Annotated in this window: 13 protein-coding genes; 11 read left to right on the forward strand and 2 right to left on the reverse strand. The window is 65.6% G+C overall.

Going from position 1 to position 15522, the window contains the following annotated elements; all coding sequences use genetic code 11:
• Positions 1-250 precede the first annotated feature (250 nt).
• The 5 genes from mgtA (at position 251) to HU735_RS01660 (ending at position 7609) form a co-directional block, all read left to right on the forward strand.
• Entirely contained in the window at positions 251-2962 is a 2712-nt protein-coding gene (gene mgtA / locus HU735_RS01640; protein ID WP_186712168.1) for a magnesium-translocating P-type ATPase, read from the forward strand.
• 10 nt (positions 2963-2972) lie between these two features.
• The gene (locus tag HU735_RS01645; protein ID WP_028688625.1) at positions 2973-3332 is read left to right on the forward strand and encodes a DUF2493 domain-containing protein; all 360 of its coding nucleotides are present in this window, start codon (positions 2973-2975) and stop codon (positions 3330-3332) included.
• 261 nt (positions 3333-3593) lie between these two features.
• Complete coding sequence (locus HU735_RS01650) at positions 3594-4076, forward strand: sigma-70 family RNA polymerase sigma factor (RefSeq protein WP_186712326.1); 483 nt, start codon at positions 3594-3596, stop codon at positions 4074-4076.
• The gene (locus tag HU735_RS01655) at positions 4073-5014 is read left to right on the forward strand and encodes a FecR domain-containing protein (protein WP_186712169.1); all 942 of its coding nucleotides are present in this window, start codon (positions 4073-4075) and stop codon (positions 5012-5014) included. The genes HU735_RS01650 and HU735_RS01655 overlap by 4 nt, the downstream gene beginning before the upstream one ends.
• Before the next feature lie 81 nt (positions 5015-5095).
• The gene (locus HU735_RS01660) at positions 5096-7609 is read left to right on the forward strand and encodes a TonB-dependent siderophore receptor (RefSeq protein WP_186712170.1); all 2514 of its coding nucleotides are present in this window, start codon (positions 5096-5098) and stop codon (positions 7607-7609) included.
• Between the two features lie 271 nt (positions 7610-7880).
• Here the strand turns inward: HU735_RS01660 and HU735_RS01665 are convergent, their stop codons facing one another.
• Positions 7881-8147 (reverse strand): type II toxin-antitoxin system RelB/DinJ family antitoxin, encoded by a 267-nt coding sequence (locus HU735_RS01665; protein WP_186662005.1) that lies wholly within the window; start codon positions 8145-8147, stop codon positions 7881-7883.
• A 199-nt stretch (positions 8148-8346) separates the two neighbouring features.
• Between HU735_RS01665 and HU735_RS01670 the strand changes: the two genes are divergently transcribed.
• The 4 genes from HU735_RS01670 (at position 8347) to HU735_RS01685 (ending at position 13305) form a co-directional block, all read left to right on the forward strand.
• Positions 8347-9834: a YifB family Mg chelatase-like AAA ATPase gene (locus HU735_RS01670; RefSeq protein ID WP_186712171.1), complete on the forward strand. Its 1488-nt coding sequence runs from the start codon at positions 8347-8349 to the stop codon at positions 9832-9834.
• A gap of 152 nt (positions 9835-9986) precedes the next feature.
• Entirely contained in the window at positions 9987-10238 is a 252-nt protein-coding gene (locus tag HU735_RS01675; protein WP_084941019.1) for a DUF2790 domain-containing protein, read from the forward strand.
• Between the two features lie 31 nt (positions 10239-10269).
• The gene (locus HU735_RS01680) at positions 10270-11286 is read left to right on the forward strand and encodes an alpha/beta hydrolase (protein ID WP_186712172.1); all 1017 of its coding nucleotides are present in this window, start codon (positions 10270-10272) and stop codon (positions 11284-11286) included.
• A 231-nt stretch (positions 11287-11517) separates the two neighbouring features.
• Positions 11518-13305, forward strand: a complete 1788-nt coding sequence (locus HU735_RS01685; RefSeq protein WP_186712173.1) for a monovalent cation:proton antiporter-2 (CPA2) family protein — start codon at positions 11518-11520, stop codon at positions 13303-13305.
• Between the two features lie 3 nt (positions 13306-13308).
• Here HU735_RS01685 and HU735_RS01690 read toward each other — a convergent pair whose 3' ends face one another.
• Complete coding sequence (locus tag HU735_RS01690) at positions 13309-13587, reverse strand: HigA family addiction module antitoxin (RefSeq protein WP_186712174.1); 279 nt, start codon at positions 13585-13587, stop codon at positions 13309-13311.
• Positions 13588-14152: 565 nt separating this feature from the next.
• On the opposite strand from HU735_RS01690, the gene HU735_RS01695 reads away from it, so the two are divergent.
• Together HU735_RS01695 and HU735_RS01700 are read left to right on the forward strand one after the other, a co-directional pair.
• A complete protein-coding gene (locus HU735_RS01695) occupies positions 14153-14437 on the forward strand; it encodes a DUF3077 domain-containing protein (RefSeq protein WP_028688634.1) in 285 nt (94 codons plus the stop codon).
• Positions 14438-14527: 90 nt separating this feature from the next.
• Entirely contained in the window at positions 14528-15439 is a 912-nt protein-coding gene (locus HU735_RS01700; protein WP_050703240.1) for a LysR substrate-binding domain-containing protein, read from the forward strand.
• The last annotated feature ends 83 nt before the right edge of the window (positions 15440-15522 follow it).

Genomic DNA, 15522 nt, shown 5'->3' on the forward strand with positions numbered 1-15522 from the left:
CTTCAAATAATTAAAGTTCGTTGGATTTCTATTGCCCGCCATTTAGCAAAGGGATTAACCGACCATGGAATCAGCCAGTCGAAAGTTCGCTGCCGATCTAATTTCCGGCATTCGCCAGCGAACACGTAAACGTCGGAAAAACCACGTTTTTCATTGTTTGAATCATTGCGACACGGGACACGTTCACTCACCTTCCCCACCGTGAGTCGACTGTGTGTCGTGCCGCCTCCTGCGGCAGGAGCACAGCCAAATGACCGTAAAAGACCGCAACACCCGCAGCAAAGCCGGCGAAGATACCCGCCTCTCCATGCGCGCCGCCCGCGAGGCACGCAACGGCCTGGCCGTGACCCTGGCCAACCTCGACGCCAGCGAGCTGGGCCTGACCGAGCACGAAGCCGCCAAGCGCCTGCAGCGCGACGGCGCCAATCAGGTTGCCCATGACAAGCCGCAACCGGCCCTGGTGCAACTGCTCAAGGCCCTGCACAACCCCTTCATCTACGTGCTGCTCACCCTCGCCGGCATCAGCTTCATCACCGACTACTGGCTGCCGGTACGCGCAGGCGATCTGGAAGAAGCGGACCTGACCAAGGTCATCATCATCATGACCATGGTCAGCCTCAGCAGCCTGCTGCGCTTCTGGCAGGAGTACCGCTCGGGCAAGGCCGCCGATGCGCTCAAGGCCATGGTCCGTACCACCGCCACCGTGCTGCGCCGCGAGCGCCACGACCAGCCGGCGCGCCTGCGCGAAGTGCCGATGAACGAACTGGTGGCCGGCGATATCGTGCAACTGGCCGCTGGCGACATGATCCCCGCCGATATCCGCCTGATCGAGTCCCGCGACCTGTTCATCAGCCAGGCGGTGCTGACCGGCGAAGCGCTGCCGGTGGAGAAGTACGACACCCTCGGCCATGTCGCGCAGAAGTCCGCCGGAGGCAGCGCCAACGATGAAAGCGGCCTGCTGGATCTGCCCAACATCGGCTTCATGGGCACCAACGTGGTCAGCGGCCGCGCCCGCGCCGTGGTGGTGGCCACCGGCAAGCGCACCTACTTCGGTTCGCTGGCCAAGGCCATTGTCGGCTCGCGCAGCCAGACCGCCTTCGACCGTGGCGTGAACAGCGTCAGCCGCCTGTTGATCCGCTTCATGCTGGTGATGGTGCCGGTGGTGTTCATGCTCAACGGCGTGGTCAAGGGCGACTGGAGCGACGCCTTCCTGTTCGCCCTGGCCGTGGCCGTGGGCCTGACCCCGGAAATGCTGCCGATGATCGTCAGCGCCAACCTGGCCAAGGGCGCCGTGGCCATGGCCCGGCGCAAGGTGGTGGTCAAACGCCTGAACGCCATCCAGAACTTCGGTTCGATGGACGTGCTGTGCACCGACAAGACCGGAACTTTGACTCAGGACCGCATCATCCTCGAGCACCACGTCGATGCCAGCGGCCACAAGGACCCGCGCCTGCTGGAACTGGCCTGGCTCAACAGCCACCACCAGAGCGGCGTGAAGAACCTGATGGACCAGGCCGTGCTGCGTTTTGCCAGCGAAGACCAGCGTTTCCAGCCACCCTATGCCTACGCCAAGGTCGACGAGCTGCCCTTCGACTTCATCCGCCGGCGCCTGTCGGTGATCGTCAAGGATGCCCTGGGCGATCACCTGCTGGTGAGCAAGGGCGCCGTCGAGGAAATGCTGGCCATCGCCACCCATGTCGAGGAAGGCGGCCAGCGGATCGCCCTGGATGACGGGCGACGCCAGCAACTGCTGGCCACCGCCAGCGCCTACAACCAGGAAGGCTTCCGCGTTCTGCTGGTCGGCACCCGTGACATTCCGGCCGTCGCCGGCAAGCCCCAGTACCACACCGATGACGAGCGCGAGCTGGTGATCCGCGGCTTCCTGACCTTCCTCGACCCGCCCAAGGAGACCGCCGGCCCGGCCATCGCCGCCCTGCGCGAGATGGGGGTGAAGGTCAAGGTGCTGACCGGCGACAACCCGGTGGTCACCTGCAAGGTCTGCCGCGAAGTGGGGCTGGAACCCGGCCAGCCGCTGCTCGGCCAGGACATCGAGCGCCTGGACGACACCCAGCTCAAGGCGCTGGTCGAGGAGCGCACGGTGTTCGCCAAGCTCACCCCGTTACAGAAGTCGCGGGTGCTCAAGGCGCTGCAGGCCAACGGCCACACCGTGGGCTTCCTCGGCGACGGCATCAACGACGCCCCGGCGCTGCGCGATGCCGACGTGGGCATCTCGGTGGACAGCGGTACCGACATCGCCAAGGAATCGGCCGACATCATCCTTCTGGAAAAGAGCCTGATGGTGCTGGAAGAAGGCGTGCTCAAGGGCCGCGAAACCTTCGGCAACATCATGAAGTACCTGTGCATGACCGCCAGCTCCAACTTCGGCAACGTGTTCTCGGTGCTGGTGGCCAGCGCGTTCATCCCGTTCATGCCGATGCTGGCGATCCACCTGCTGCTGCAGAACCTGATGTACGACTTCTCCCAGCTGTCGCTGCCGTGGGATCGCATGGACAAGGAATTCCTGCGCGAGCCACGCAAGTGGGATGCCCGCAACATCGGCCGCTTCATGCTGTGGATCGGCCCCACTTCGTCGATCTTCGACATCACCACCTTCGCCCTGATGTGGTACGTGTTCGCCGCCAACAGCGTGGAAATGCAGGCACTGTTCCAGTCCGGCTGGTTCATCGAGGGGCTGCTGTCGCAAACGCTGGTGGTGCACATGCTGCGTACCCGCAAGGTGCCGTTCTTCCAGAGCACCGCGGCGCTGCCGGTGATCCTGGCCACCGGCCTGGTGATGTGCCTGGGCATCTACATCCCGTTCTCGCCGCTGGGGGCGATGGTCGGGCTGGTGCCGCTGCCATGGGAATACTTCCCATGGCTGGCCGCCACCCTGCTGGGCTACTGCCTGGTGGCCCAGGGCATGAAGACCCTGTACATCCGCCGCTTCGGCCAGTGGTTCTGAGGGGGTGGGCATGCGCGTACTGATCTGCGCGGGGCGCAACTACGCCGACAGCCAACGCTGCCGCCAGGCGCTGGACGCCCTCCAGCGCCAGCAACCGATCCGGGTGCTGATCCACGGCGGCAGCCAGCACCTGGGCGGCGAGATCGAAGGCTGGGCCCGCGAGCAGGGCGCCGACATCGTGCGCTACCCGCCCAACTGGCAGCTGCACGGCAAGCTGGCCGAGCGCCTGCGCAACGTCTTCATGCTGCGTGACAGCCGACCCGACCTGGTGCTGGCGCTGCCGGGCGGCGACGACACCGAGGAGCTGCTGGCACGGGCGCGGGGTTCGGGGATTCCGGTGATCTGCGGCAGGCAGCCACGGTCACACTGACCTGACAATCGGCACCCTCTCGCTCTGGGGGCCAGGACTGTACACGTGGGAGCGGGCTTGCCCCGCGAACACCGGCAATGCCGGTGCCATGCAACGCGGTGATTGCTTCGCGGGACAAGCCCACAATGGACTGACTACCTCTTGAGCACACGCCTGCAAACCCCGTAGGATTGAGAGCGATTCCCATCTGCATCTCGCTCATTCCTTTTGCAGGAGAGGCTCGTCGTGCCCTCACCCTCACTTCCGCCGCCGCGCCAGGCCATGGATGCGCTGTACCAGGATCACCACGCCTGGCTGCTGGGCTGGCTGCGGCGACGCCTGCAACATGCCGACAACGCCGCCGACCTGGCCCACGACACTTTCGTGCAACTGCTCGGCAGGCCGGAGCTGATCCCGACGCTACGCCAACCGCGAGCCTGGCTCAGCAGCGTGGCCAAAGGATTGATGATCGACCGCCAGCGCCGGCACAAGCTGGAGACCGCGTACCTGCAGGCCCTGGCCAGCCTGCCGGAACCCGAGGCGCCCTCGGCCGAGCGCCAGCTGATCCTGCTTCAGACGCTGATGCAGATCGACGCCATGCTCGATGGCCTGCCGGCGAAGGTGCGCATGGCCTTCCTGCTGTCGCGCCTGGAAGGCATGAGCTACCAGGAAATCGCCCATCACCTGGGGATCAGCCTGAGCAGTGTCGAGAAGTACATGGTCAAGGCCATCCGCCACTGCTATCTGGCAAGGCTGGAACCATGAGCGACCAGGTGCTCGATCAGGCCATCGGCTGGCTGGTCAGGCTCGAGTCGGCGCAGCATGCGTCGGCACTGTGTGCCGCCTGCCTGGCCTGGCGCCAGAGCGACCCGCGCCATGAAGCCACCTGGCAGGCCCTGCAGGAAGCCCAGGCCTGCTTCAGCCAGGCCCGCGAGCTGCCCGAGGGCGTTGCCCTGCGTGCGTTGACGGCGCCCGAGCGGGCGGATCGCCGGCACGCCCTCAAGCTGCTCACCCTTGGCCTGCTGGGGCTGGGCCTGAGCGGCACGGCACTGCAACACTCGCCCTGGCGCGTGAGCCTGGCCGACCACAGCACCCGGACCGCAGAGCGTCGCCGTCTCCAGCTGGCCGATGGCAGCGAGCTGCAGCTCAACAGCCGCAGTGCGGTCAACGTGCGCTTCAGCGCGACCGAACGCCGGGTCGATCTGCTCGAAGGGCAGGTCTATGTCCGCGCGCAGGGCGACACCCAGCAACGCCCCCTGTGCGTGACCAGCGCCGAGGCCAGCCTGTGGACGTTCGAAGCGGCGTTCGATGTCTGCCAGGCGCGCGGCAACACGCGCCTGGCCATCGACCAGGGCCAGGTCGCGATCCAGGTGCCCGGGCGAGCCCAGCAACTGGCCAAGGCCGGCGAGCAGTACCGCATCGACCACCATGGCGCGCAGCCCCTGGCCAATCCCCAGGCCCAGGGCTCGGCCTGGACCCGTGGCCTGCTGATCGCCAACGACATGCCCCTGGCCGAACTGGCCGATACCCTGGCCCGCCAGCGCGAAGGCTGGGTCGGCTGCGACCCGGCGGTGGCCAGCCTGCGTGTTTCCGGGGTGTTCCAGCTCGACGATACCGACAATGCCCTGCGCAGCCTGGCCCACACCTGGCCGGTGCGCCTGCAATGGCGCACCGCGTTGTGGGTGCGCATCCTTCCGGCGTAAAGAAAATCGATTCTCGTTTACGGGTTTTCTCCGCTCCTTCGACAAACAGGAAAAACACCTGCCAATTCCCAGGAGCTTTCGATGGATCTGCTGTCCCGCTACCGCCCCACCTTGCTCGCCCAGGCCCTGCTACTTGGCGCCGGCATCGGCCTGGCCCACCCCGTGCTGGCCGAACAGCCGCTGCGCCGTTACGACCTGCCCGCCGCGCCACTGGCCGAAGCCCTCAACCGCTTCGCCGAGCAGGCCGGCATCAGCCTGCCGTACGACCCGCAGCTGGTGCAGGGCAAGCAGGCCAGGCCAGTGCGCGGCCAGTTGCCCACCGACATGGCGTTGTATCTGATGCTCGAAGGCACCGGGCTCAAGGCCGTGCAGGCCGCCGACGGCAACTGGGCGCTGCAGCTCGCCGCCAGCGGTGGCGACGCCCTGGAGCTCGGCAGCACGCAGGTTCAGGGGCAAGGCATGGGCCAGGCCACCGAGGGCACGCGCTCCTACACCACCGGGCTGGTGAGCGTCGGTTCGAAGACCCCGACAAGCCTGAAGGACACCCCGCAGTCGGTATCGGTGGTCAGCCGCCAGCTGATCGAGGACCGGCGCATGGTCAGCCTTGACGACGCGATGAAATTCACTCCCGGCATCACCCTGCGCAACGTCAATTTCAACACCCAGGAATTCATCTCCCGTGGCTTTGCGATCGACAACCTGCAGATCGACGGCACGGCACCGATGGACATCGGCAACGGCCTGGGCACCTTCTACAGCCAGCGCAAGTACGACCTGGCCGCCTATGACCATGTCGAAGTGCTGCGCGGCGCCAGCGGCCTGCTCGGCGGCACCGGCAACCCGGGCGGCATCGTCAACCTGGTGCGCAAGCGCCCGCTCGATCACTACCAGCTCAAGCTCGAAGCCTCGGCGGGCTCGTGGGACAACTACCGCAGCGAAGTGGATGTCACAGGTCCCCTGGCCTTCGACGGCAAGCTGCGCGGGCGGATGGTGGCCGCCTACCAGGACCGCCAGTACTTCTTCGACAACCGCAGCACCGAACGGCCGTTTTTCTATGGTGTGCTCGAGGCCGACGTCAGCGACGACACCATGCTCACTTTCGGCGGCAGCTACGACAAGGTCCATGAAAACGGCGCGGGCGACGGCCTGCCGCGCTACAGCACCGGCGGCGACCTGAAACTGCCGCGGCACACCTGGTACACCACCAACAGCGCCTGGAACGACAGCTACACCCGCGAGCTGTTCGCCAAGCTCGACCATCGCTTCTCCGATGACTGGAAGCTCAACACCTCCTACACCTATTCGTACAACGAAGGCTCCACCGAAGGCGTGATCCCCTACGGCTCCGTTGACGAGAACAGCAACACCGGCCCTTACTGGTGGGGCAGCTATGTCTCCAGCTGGAGCAAGCAGTCGGTGTTCGACGTCAACCTCTCCGGCACCTTCGACGCCTTCGGCCGCCAACACGAACTGCTGGTGGGTGGCGACTACCAGGAGGTCACCAGCCGCTGGCGCGCGGCCCAGGGCAAGGTCGGCCTGGGCGGCATGATCGACCTGTGGGACCCGCAGTCGACACCGTTGCCGACCGAGGCCACCAACCATGCCTTCTACCGCGACTACTACCCCAACAAACGCAAGCAGTACGGCCTCTACTCCACCCTGCGCCTGCAGTTGGCCGACCCGCTCAAGCTGGTGATCGGCGCCCGCGCCCAGCGCTATACCTTCGAGCAGGCCTACGCCACGCGCAACCGCGACGGCTCCGGGGACTGGGCTCGCCAGGACCAGGTCTCGCACCGCGAGCCGACCACCCTGGTGCCATTCGGTGGCCTGATCTACGCGCTCGACGACCAGTGGTCGACCTACGTCAGCTACGCCGAGATCTACAAACCCCAGGCGCAGAAACTCAAGGGCCCGGAAAAGTCCGGCACCTCCCTCGACCCGATGACCGGCAAGACCTACGAGACCGGGATCAAGGGCGAACTGTTCGATGGCGCGCTGAACCTCAGCGCCGCGCTGTTCTACACCAAGCGTGAACACCAGGCGATCAAGGACCCCGCCTACCCCAACACACCGTTCAGCTACAGCGCCTCCTGCTGCTTCATCGGTCAGGGCAAGGTGGTCAGCAAGGGTATCGACCTGGAGGCCACCGGCGAAATCCTGCCGGGCTGGGATGTGATCGCCGGCTATACCCTCAACCTGATGGACGACCAGAGCGAGGACACGCTGTACACCACCGTCACGCCCAAGCACCTGTTCAAGCTCTGGTCGGTCTACACCCTGCCGGGCGACTGGTCGGCGTGGCGCGTCGGCGCCGGGGTAACCGCCCAGAGCGCCAGCTATGTGGAAGGCAAGGCCTACCGCTTCGACGCCAACTGGAACACCGTGGGTGAAACCCCGTTCGATTTCAGCCAGAGCGGCTACGCGGTCTACGACGCCATGGTCGAGTACAAGGTCGACGATCACTGGACCCTGGCCCTGAACGGCAACAACCTGTTCGACCGCAAGTACTACGCCAGCGTCGGCACGTCCGAGTACGGCAACTACTACGGCGAGCCGCGCAACTTCGTGCTGACCTTGCGCGGCGTGTTTGACTGAGGTCGCAACCTGCTTCATGAAACCAGGCAAGTCGGCGTGTCGGTGCACGCTGACGTCCGGCACGGCAGGTGCCGACATTGTCCGCCACCTGGAAAAGCAGCTCCCGCTGCCGCCCAGGCATTGTGATGGTCAGCTGGTAGGGGCGCCCGGTCGCTGGTGCTGCCTCGTCAGTTACGACTGGTGGTTAATCTACCAATGCGACATCAGAGCCGGCGCCATCACCTTGGAACAGACCGGCCCACACAGCTACCTGTTCGAATAGACCCTTGGCTCAAATACCCAGGTCCTTGAACAACGCCTCGGCGTTGTCATGCGTCTGCACGGTACGCTCACGGTCCTGGGCTTCCATTACCTGGCGGGCTCGCTCGTTTAGCGACAAAGCCTTCACTTCGAACGGCAGCGCCTTGGTCTGTACGACCTGGACCAGCATCATGCGGATGGCCTGGGAAACGGTGATGCCCATTTCCTCCAAGATTCTTGTCGCGTTGGTCTTCAGCTCGCTATCGATGCGCGTGCGAACGACTTCGGTATGGGCCATGAGACTCCCCTTAAGCACTTTGTAGCTACGTTGTGACCACATTCTAGACCTTAGCCTCGCCCTGTCCAGATACAACACTCAGAAAGGCGCGCTGACCCGGAAAAACCTCGACGCACTCTTCTCGTCCACCCGCCCAAGCGCACCACTAAGCTTTGCCAGGCCGCAGGACGCGGCCATCACCTGCAAACACGGAGTGCCCATGTCCCTCGCCCTCGTCCACAGCCGCGCCCAGGTGGGCGTGCAGGCCCCCGCTGTCAGCGTCGAAACCCACCTGGCCAACGGCCTGCCCACGCTCACCCTGGTCGGCCTGCCGGAAACCACGGTCAAGGAGAGCAAGGACCGGGTCCGTAGCGCCATCATCAACTCCGGGCTGGACTACCCGGCCCGGCGCATCACCCAGAGCCTCGCCCCCGCCGACCTGCCCAAGGACGGCGGCCGCTACGACCTGGCCATCGCCCTGGGCATCCTCGCCGCCAATGGCCAGGTGCCGGTGGCCACCCTCGACGATATCGAGTGCCTGGGTGAGCTGGCCCTGTCGGGCGCCTTGCGCCCGGTACAGGGCGTGCTGCCTGCGGCATTGGCGGCCCGGGATGCGGGCCGGGCGTTGGTGGTGCCTCGGGAGAATGCCGAGGAGGCCAGCCTGGCCAGCGGCCTGGTGGTGTATGCGATGGGGCACCTGCGCGAGCTGGTGGCCCACCTGAACGGCCAGCCAGCGCTGTCTCCCTTCGCGGCCAATGGCCTGCTGCTGGAACAACGCCCCTATCCGGATCTCAGTGAAGTCCAGGGCCAGATCGCGGCCAAGCGCGCCCTGCTGGTAGCCGCGGCCGGTGCACATAACCTGTTGTTCACAGGTCCCCCGGGAACCGGCAAAACCTTGCTTGCCAGTCGTCTGCCCGGGCTGCTGCCGCCGCTGGACGAGCGTGAAGCGCTGGAGGTGGCGGCGATCCGCTCGGTCAGTGGCCATGCACCGCTCGACAGCTGGCCGCAGAGACCCTTTCGTCACCCCCATCATTCCGCATCCGGCCCAGCATTGGTGGGCGGTGGCAGCCGGCCGCAACCCGGCGAGATCACCCTGGCGCACCATGGCGTGCTGTTTCTCGACGAACTGCCCGAGTTCGAACGGCGCGTGCTGGAGGTGCTGCGCGAGCCGCTGGAGTCCGGCGAGATCGTGGTGGCCCGGGCCAAGGACCGGGTGCGTTTTCCGGCGCGCTTCCAGTTGGTGGCGGCCATGAACCCCTGTCCCTGCGGCTACCTGGGCGATCCCACCGGCCGCTGCCGGTGCAGCAGCGAGCAGGTCCAGCGCTACCGCAATAAGCTGTCCGGCCCGCTGCTCGACCGCATCGACCTGCACCTGACGGTGGCCCGGGAAAGTACCGTGCTGACCCACCAGCCCAGTGGCGAGACCAGCGCCAGCGTTGGCCAGAAGGTGGCCGAGGCACGGGCGCTGCAGCAGCGTCGGCAGGGCTGCGCCAACGCCTTCCTCGACCTCAAGGGGCTGCGCCGGCATTGCCCGCTGGAACCGGTTGACCAGGCCTGGCTGGAGCAGGCCTGCGAACGGCTGACGCTGTCGTTGCGGGCGGCGCACCGGCTGCTGAAGGTGGCCCGCACGCTGGCGGACCTGGAGGGCGCGCAATCCATCGCCAGGGCGCACTTGGCGGAAGCGTTGCAGTACCGACCCAGCGCCTGAGGCTGCCCGCCCGCTTCCACAGAAGCTTGCCAAGACGCACTCAATCAGCGTCATAGCGGAAATATATTTTGCACGCTAAATATTAGCGCGCAATATTCACCTCAAGCAGCAAGCAGTCGCCAACCCCACTCAGCAGAACCCGGAGAACGATCATGACCCTTCGCAAAGCCTTCGCCCTCACCGTCACCACCCTGGCCCTCGGCACCAGCGCCGGTAGCTTCGCCAGCGAAGCCACCCCGTACCGCTACGGCATGGATCTGGACATCGCCAAGGTCATCAGCATCGATGCACCCACCAGCGCCCAGGGCCAGGCCAGCACCGCCACCCTGACCTACCGCGACAGCAGCGGCCAGCTGCGCGCCGTGAGCTACGTGCAACCCACCGTCCTCGCCAACCAGAACTGAGCCACGGCTCGAACCCTAAAGGAGCTAGAACATGAAACTGTCCCACACCCTGACCGCCGGCCTGCTGGCCCTCGCCGTGAACAGCGCCTTCGCCGCCGGCAGCCCCGGCGTCGAGCACACCACCCAGGGCTTCCTCGAGGCCCTGGCCACTGGTGGCGGCAAGCCGCTTGAAACCCTCTCGCCCAAGGATGCCCGTGCGGTGCTGAGCGGTGCCCAGGCCGGGGTGAAGGTCGATGTGTCGGGGATCCGCGTCGAACGCCGGACCATCCAGGCCGATGGCCAGCCGCTGGAGATCCGCGTGGTGCGGCCCGAAGGCACCACGGGTGAACTGCCAGTGTTCATGTTCTTCCACGGCGGCGGCTGGGTGCTGGGCGACTACCCCACCCACGAACGCCTGATCCGTGACCTGGTGGTGGGCTCCGGCGCCGCAGCGGTGTACGTCGACTACACGCCATCGCCGGAAGCCAAGTTCCCCACCGCGATCAACCAGGCCTATGCCGCCACCCGCTGGGTCGCCGAGCACGGCAAGGAGATCAGCGTGGACGGCAGCCGCCTGGCGGTGGCCGGCAACAGCGTCGGCGGCAACATGGCCGCGGTGGTGGCACTGAAGGCCAAGGAGGCCGGTACGCCGAAGCTGCGCTTCCAGGCCCTGCTGTGGCCGGTGACCGACGCCAACTTCAACAACGCGTCGTATAACCAGTTCGCCGAAGGCCATTTCCTGACCCGCAACATGATGCAGTGGTTCTGGAACAACTACACCACCGACCCGCGCCAGCGCGACGACATCCATGCCTCGCCGCTGCGCGCCAGCCTCGAGCAGTTGAAAGGCCTGCCGCCGGCCCTGGTGCAGACCGCCGAGATGGACGTGCTGCGCGACGAAGGCGAAGCCTATGCCCGCAAGCTGGACGCCGCCGGGGTACCGGTGACCGCCGTGCGCTACAACGGCCTGATCCATGACTACGGCCTGCTCAATGTGCTGAGCACCGTGCCCAGTGTGCGCAGTGCCATGGACCAGGCGGCGCAGGCCTTGAAAACCCATCTGCAATAAGTGGCCAATCACCATCGCGGGGCAAGCTCGCTCCCACGCAAGGTAGCAGACCTTCGTGGGAGCGGGCTTGCCCCGCGATTGATTCAACAAAGGTTCCACTTTCAGAACGATGCTTCCCGCAAGTCCGGGATTGTCCTGTTTCCCTCCCCACCCGAAAATGCCCGCCTCTTTCATCGATGGCATAAGCTGTTGCATCAAACGCTGCCGCACGCAGTTCAAGGAGTCCGAGCAATGCCACACGAAGGCAGCCTTCTACAAACCGCCGTCATCTTCCTCCTCGCCGCCGTGGTCGCCGTGCCCCTGGCCAAGCGCCTGCAACTGGGCGCCGTGCTCGGCTACTTGCTAGCCGGCGTGGCCATCGGCCCGCAGGCCCTGGGGCTGATCCGCGACACAGAGAGCGTCGCGCACATCTCCGAGCTGGGCGTTGTCCTGCTGCTGTTCATCATCGGCCTGGAGCTGTCGCCCCGGCGCCTGTGGCTGATGCGCAAGTCGGTGTTCGGCGTGGGTACCGCGCAGGTGGTCCTGACCGGCGCGGCGCTCGGCGCCATCGCCCTGTTCGGCTTCAGCCAAAGCCTGCCGGCTGCCATCGTCCTCGGCCTGGGCCTGGCGCTGTCGTCCACCGCCCTGGGCCTGCAGAGCCTGGCCGAGAGCAAGCAGCTCAACGCGCCCCACGGCCGCCTGGCCTTCGCCATCCTGCTGTTCCAGGACATCGCCGCGATTCCGCTGATCGCCCTGGTGCCGCTGCTGGCCGCCAGCGGCCCGGACACTAGCCAAGGCGACAGCTTCGAGCATGGCCTGAAGGTGTTCGCCAGCATCGCCATCGTCATTGTCGGCGGCCGCTACCTGCTGCGCCCGCTGTTTCGCACCGTCGCCCGCACCGGCCTGCCGGAGGTGTCCACCGCCACCGCGTTGCTGGTGGTGATTGGCACTGCCTGGCTGATGGAGGAAGCCGGTATTTCCATGGCCCTGGGCGCCTTCCTCGCCGGCCTGTTGCTGGCCGACTCCGAGTACCGCCACGAGCTGGAAGCGCAGATCGAACCGTTCAAGGGCCTGCTGCTGGGGCTGTTCTTCATCAGCGTCGGCATGGGCGCCAACCTGCGTCTGCTGCTGGAGATGCCGCTGGTGCTGCTGGGCATGACCGTGCTGTTGATCGCGGTGAAACTGCTGCTGCTGATCGGCGTCGGCCGCATCGCCGGGGGCCTCAACAGCGCCAGCGCCCTGCGCCTGGGCATGGTGCTGGCGGCCGGTGGCGAATTTGCCTTCGTGGTGTTCAAACTGGGCAAGGACCAGGGCCTGTTCGACACCCTGACCTACGACCTGCTGCTGATGACCATCACCTTGTCGATGGCCCTTACCCCGCTGCTGATGATCGGCTGCGCCCGCGCCCTCAAGCGTCCGCAACCCGCCCGGGAAGTGCCCGAGCAGTACACGCAGATCGACGCCGGCACGCCACGGGTGGTGATCGTCGGCATGGGCCGCATGGGCCAGATCGTGGCGCGCATCCTGCGGGCGCAGAAGATCCCCTTCGTCGCCCTGGAAACCTCGGTGGACACCATCGAGATGACGCGCATGTTCGAGCAGGTGCCGGTGTTCTACGGCGATCCGTCGCGCACCGAGGTGCTGCATGCGGCCAAGGTCGGCGATGCGGAGTACGTGATCATCACCATCGACGACCCCGAGGCCGCCACCCGCACTGCGGAGCGGGTCAAGCGCCTGTACCCGCACCTGAAAGTCATCGCCCGGGCGCGCAACCGCCAGCATGTGCACAAGCTGATGGACGTGGGCGCCGAGCCGATTCGCGAGACCTTCCATTCCAGCCTGGAAATGAGCCGGCGGGCGCTGGTCGGGCTGGGCCTGACGGAAGCGCAGGCGGCGGATCGGATCGCCCGCTTCACCGAGCATGACGAGCAGGTGCTGGAGGCCCAGGGGCATGTGCGCGACGACCGGGCCAAGGTGATGCAGACGGCCAAGGAGGCGCGGGTGGAGCTGGAGCGGTTGTTTGCGTCGGATGAGGATTGACGCTCAGGCGAACGCCAGCCGCTCGATGGGTGGATGCTCGCGGTGCGCGGCCTGCCACAGGTCGTAAGCCGCCTGCTCGGCCAGATACTGCCGAGCACTGCCAAGACCGGCCAGTTCGAGGCGATAGGCCAGGTCGGCTGAAATGGCTGCATGGCCGTTGAGCACTATGGATAACTGACCACGTGAATAGCCAAGGTGGCGGGCCAGGGAGGAGACGTTCATGCCGATGGCGGGCAGTACGTCTTCGCGCAAGGCTTCGCCGGGGTGGGGTGGGTTGTGCATAGTTGTCACTTCGTCTTGAAATCTTGGGGCCGCTTTGCGGCCCCCAGTTCAAACGGCAGATCGAGGTCTCACCCTACGCTGATGATCCAGCCACCAACGGGGTTCCTTCACCAGTTCTCGCCACTGGATAGCAACTGGTTTCGCGCTCGCCTGAAACCATACAACAGCGGCAGTGCAGATCAATCGAGAAGCTTCCGACAAGCTCGAAGGAACGTGTTCAAAAAACGCTCGAATCTGCTGAGTTCAGCCATGTCCTACGTGATCTGAAAACCTTTCCTACTGAGCAGCCTACAGCCCAAGAAATACCCTACAAAGTCTGTCGATACCCTTCTGATTGTCCGTGGAAATCATGCCCTCTAGGCTGACCGGGTCGCTGTCGGTTCAGCGATCGGGCGTGGAAACCCGGCTGGTTGGTTATCGGATTATCTGTCGTCACGGCAGCTGTACGCGGGAGGCCGCAAGGCCTGCCGGGGTTCTCCGATAACCTGGTTTTCCACCCCGTGTACAGCCGCCACCCTTCGCGTGGAAACGGACGGTGCCGGTCAATTTCTATCGGAGTTTGACCATGAAAAAAATCGTCCCCGACCCACCCCTCCCCGACACCCGCCACCACCCCTTCGGCAAATGCGACGCCGGCCACCCACCGCTGTTCGCGGTCAACCCCAATATCAACGCCCACGACGCTCTGGTGCATGTCGCCGAGTACCTGCGCAGTGCCTACAACGTCGGCTACAAGGCGCTGGAGCATATGGATGAAACCGGCAGGAGCCTGTTGTGGGCCAGCCTGCATGGCATCGAGATGGCCGAAGGCCTGACGGAAGCGATGCTGGAGGGAATCGAGTCGTCCTGAGCGATATTGGCTTGAAGGGAGTTGGATGAGGGCCACCATCGCCCGGTAGACTGCGAACCATTGTCCCCGGCGCGCTGCGGAGATCGCCCCTTGGAAGACCTCAACTCCCTCTACTACTTCACCCAGGTGGTCGAGCACGGTGGCTTCGCCCCGGCCGGGCGTGCGCTGGACATGCCCAAGTCCAAGCTCAGCCGGCGCATCGCCGACCTGGAGGAGCGCCTCGGCGTGCGCCTGCTGCACCGCACCAGCCGGCACTGCTCGCTGACCGAGATCGGCCAGGCCTACTACAACCGTTGCCTGGCCATGCGCGTGGAAGCCGAGGGCGCCGCCGAGATCATCGAGCGCAACCGCAGCGAACCACGCGGGCTGGTGCGCATCAGCTGCCCGACCACTCTGCTCAACTCCTGGGTCGGGCCGATGCTGACCCGCTACATGCTCAAGTATCCGCAGGTGGAGCTGTTCATCGAGAGCACCAACCGCCGCGTCGACCTGCTGCATGAGGGCTTTGACGTAGCGCTGCGGGTGCGCTTCCCGCCGCTGGAGAACACCGACATGGTGATGAAGGTGCTGAGCAACAGCACCCAGTGCCTGGTCGGCCACCCGTCGTTTCTCGAACAGCTTGCGCAAGGCTTTGATCCGCAGCAGCTCAGCGAGCTACCCAGCGTCCATTGGGGCGGCGCCCAGCGTGAATACCAGTGGGAGCTGTTCCAGGGTGAGGACATGAGCCGCAGCCTGGTGATCCCGCACAAACCACGGATGGTCACCGACGACCTGTTCGCGCTGCGGCATTTCGTGGTGGCGGGCGTGGGGATCGCGCACCTGCCCAGGGTGGCAGTGCGCGAGGACCTGGCGGCGGGGCGGTTGGTGGAGATGCTGCCAGGCTGGCATCCGCGTTGCGGCATCGTGCATGCGATCTTCCCGTCGCGGCGGGGATTGCTGCCGTCGGTGCGGTCGTTGATCGATCATCTGGCGGAGGAGTTCGCCATCAGCGACATGGCGTAGTACGCCATCGCGGGGCAAGTCGGGCCGCCGCATCGCCGCTCCCACGAAGCCCTGTAGTCTCGGTGGGAGCGGGCTTGCCCCGC

Origin of the sequence: Pseudomonas sp. BW16M2, assembly GCF_014268865.1 — a bacterium.
GTDB classification, from domain to species: Bacteria; Pseudomonadota; Gammaproteobacteria; order Pseudomonadales; family Pseudomonadaceae; genus Aquipseudomonas; species Aquipseudomonas peradeniyensis.

Bases quoted from the DNA above. Each gene is read 5' to 3' on its own strand.
- mgtA (WP_186712168.1), top strand. From the start codon at position 251: ATGACCGTAAAAGACCGCAACACCCGCAGCAAAGCCGGCGAAGATACC.
- HU735_RS01645 (WP_028688625.1), top strand. From the start codon at position 2,973: ATGCGCGTACTGATCTGCGCGGGGCGCAACTACGCCGACAGCCAACGC.
- HU735_RS01650 (WP_186712326.1), top strand. From the start codon at position 3,594: ATGGATGCGCTGTACCAGGATCACCACGCCTGGCTGCTGGGCTGGCTG.
- HU735_RS01655 (WP_186712169.1), top strand. From the start codon at position 4,073: ATGAGCGACCAGGTGCTCGATCAGGCCATCGGCTGGCTGGTCAGGCTC.
- HU735_RS01660 (WP_186712170.1), top strand. From the start codon at position 5,096: ATGGATCTGCTGTCCCGCTACCGCCCCACCTTGCTCGCCCAGGCCCTG.
- HU735_RS01665 (WP_186662005.1), bottom strand. From the start codon at position 8,147: ATGGCCCATACCGAAGTCGTTCGCACGCGCATCGATAGCGAGCTGAAG.
- HU735_RS01670 (WP_186712171.1), top strand. From the start codon at position 8,347: ATGTCCCTCGCCCTCGTCCACAGCCGCGCCCAGGTGGGCGTGCAGGCC.
- HU735_RS01675 (WP_084941019.1), top strand. From the start codon at position 9,987: ATGACCCTTCGCAAAGCCTTCGCCCTCACCGTCACCACCCTGGCCCTC.
- HU735_RS01680 (WP_186712172.1), top strand. From the start codon at position 10,270: ATGAAACTGTCCCACACCCTGACCGCCGGCCTGCTGGCCCTCGCCGTG.
- HU735_RS01685 (WP_186712173.1), top strand. From the start codon at position 11,518: ATGCCACACGAAGGCAGCCTTCTACAAACCGCCGTCATCTTCCTCCTC.
- HU735_RS01690 (WP_186712174.1), bottom strand. From the start codon at position 13,587: ATGCACAACCCACCCCACCCCGGCGAAGCCTTGCGCGAAGACGTACTG.
- HU735_RS01695 (WP_028688634.1), top strand. From the start codon at position 14,153: ATGAAAAAAATCGTCCCCGACCCACCCCTCCCCGACACCCGCCACCAC.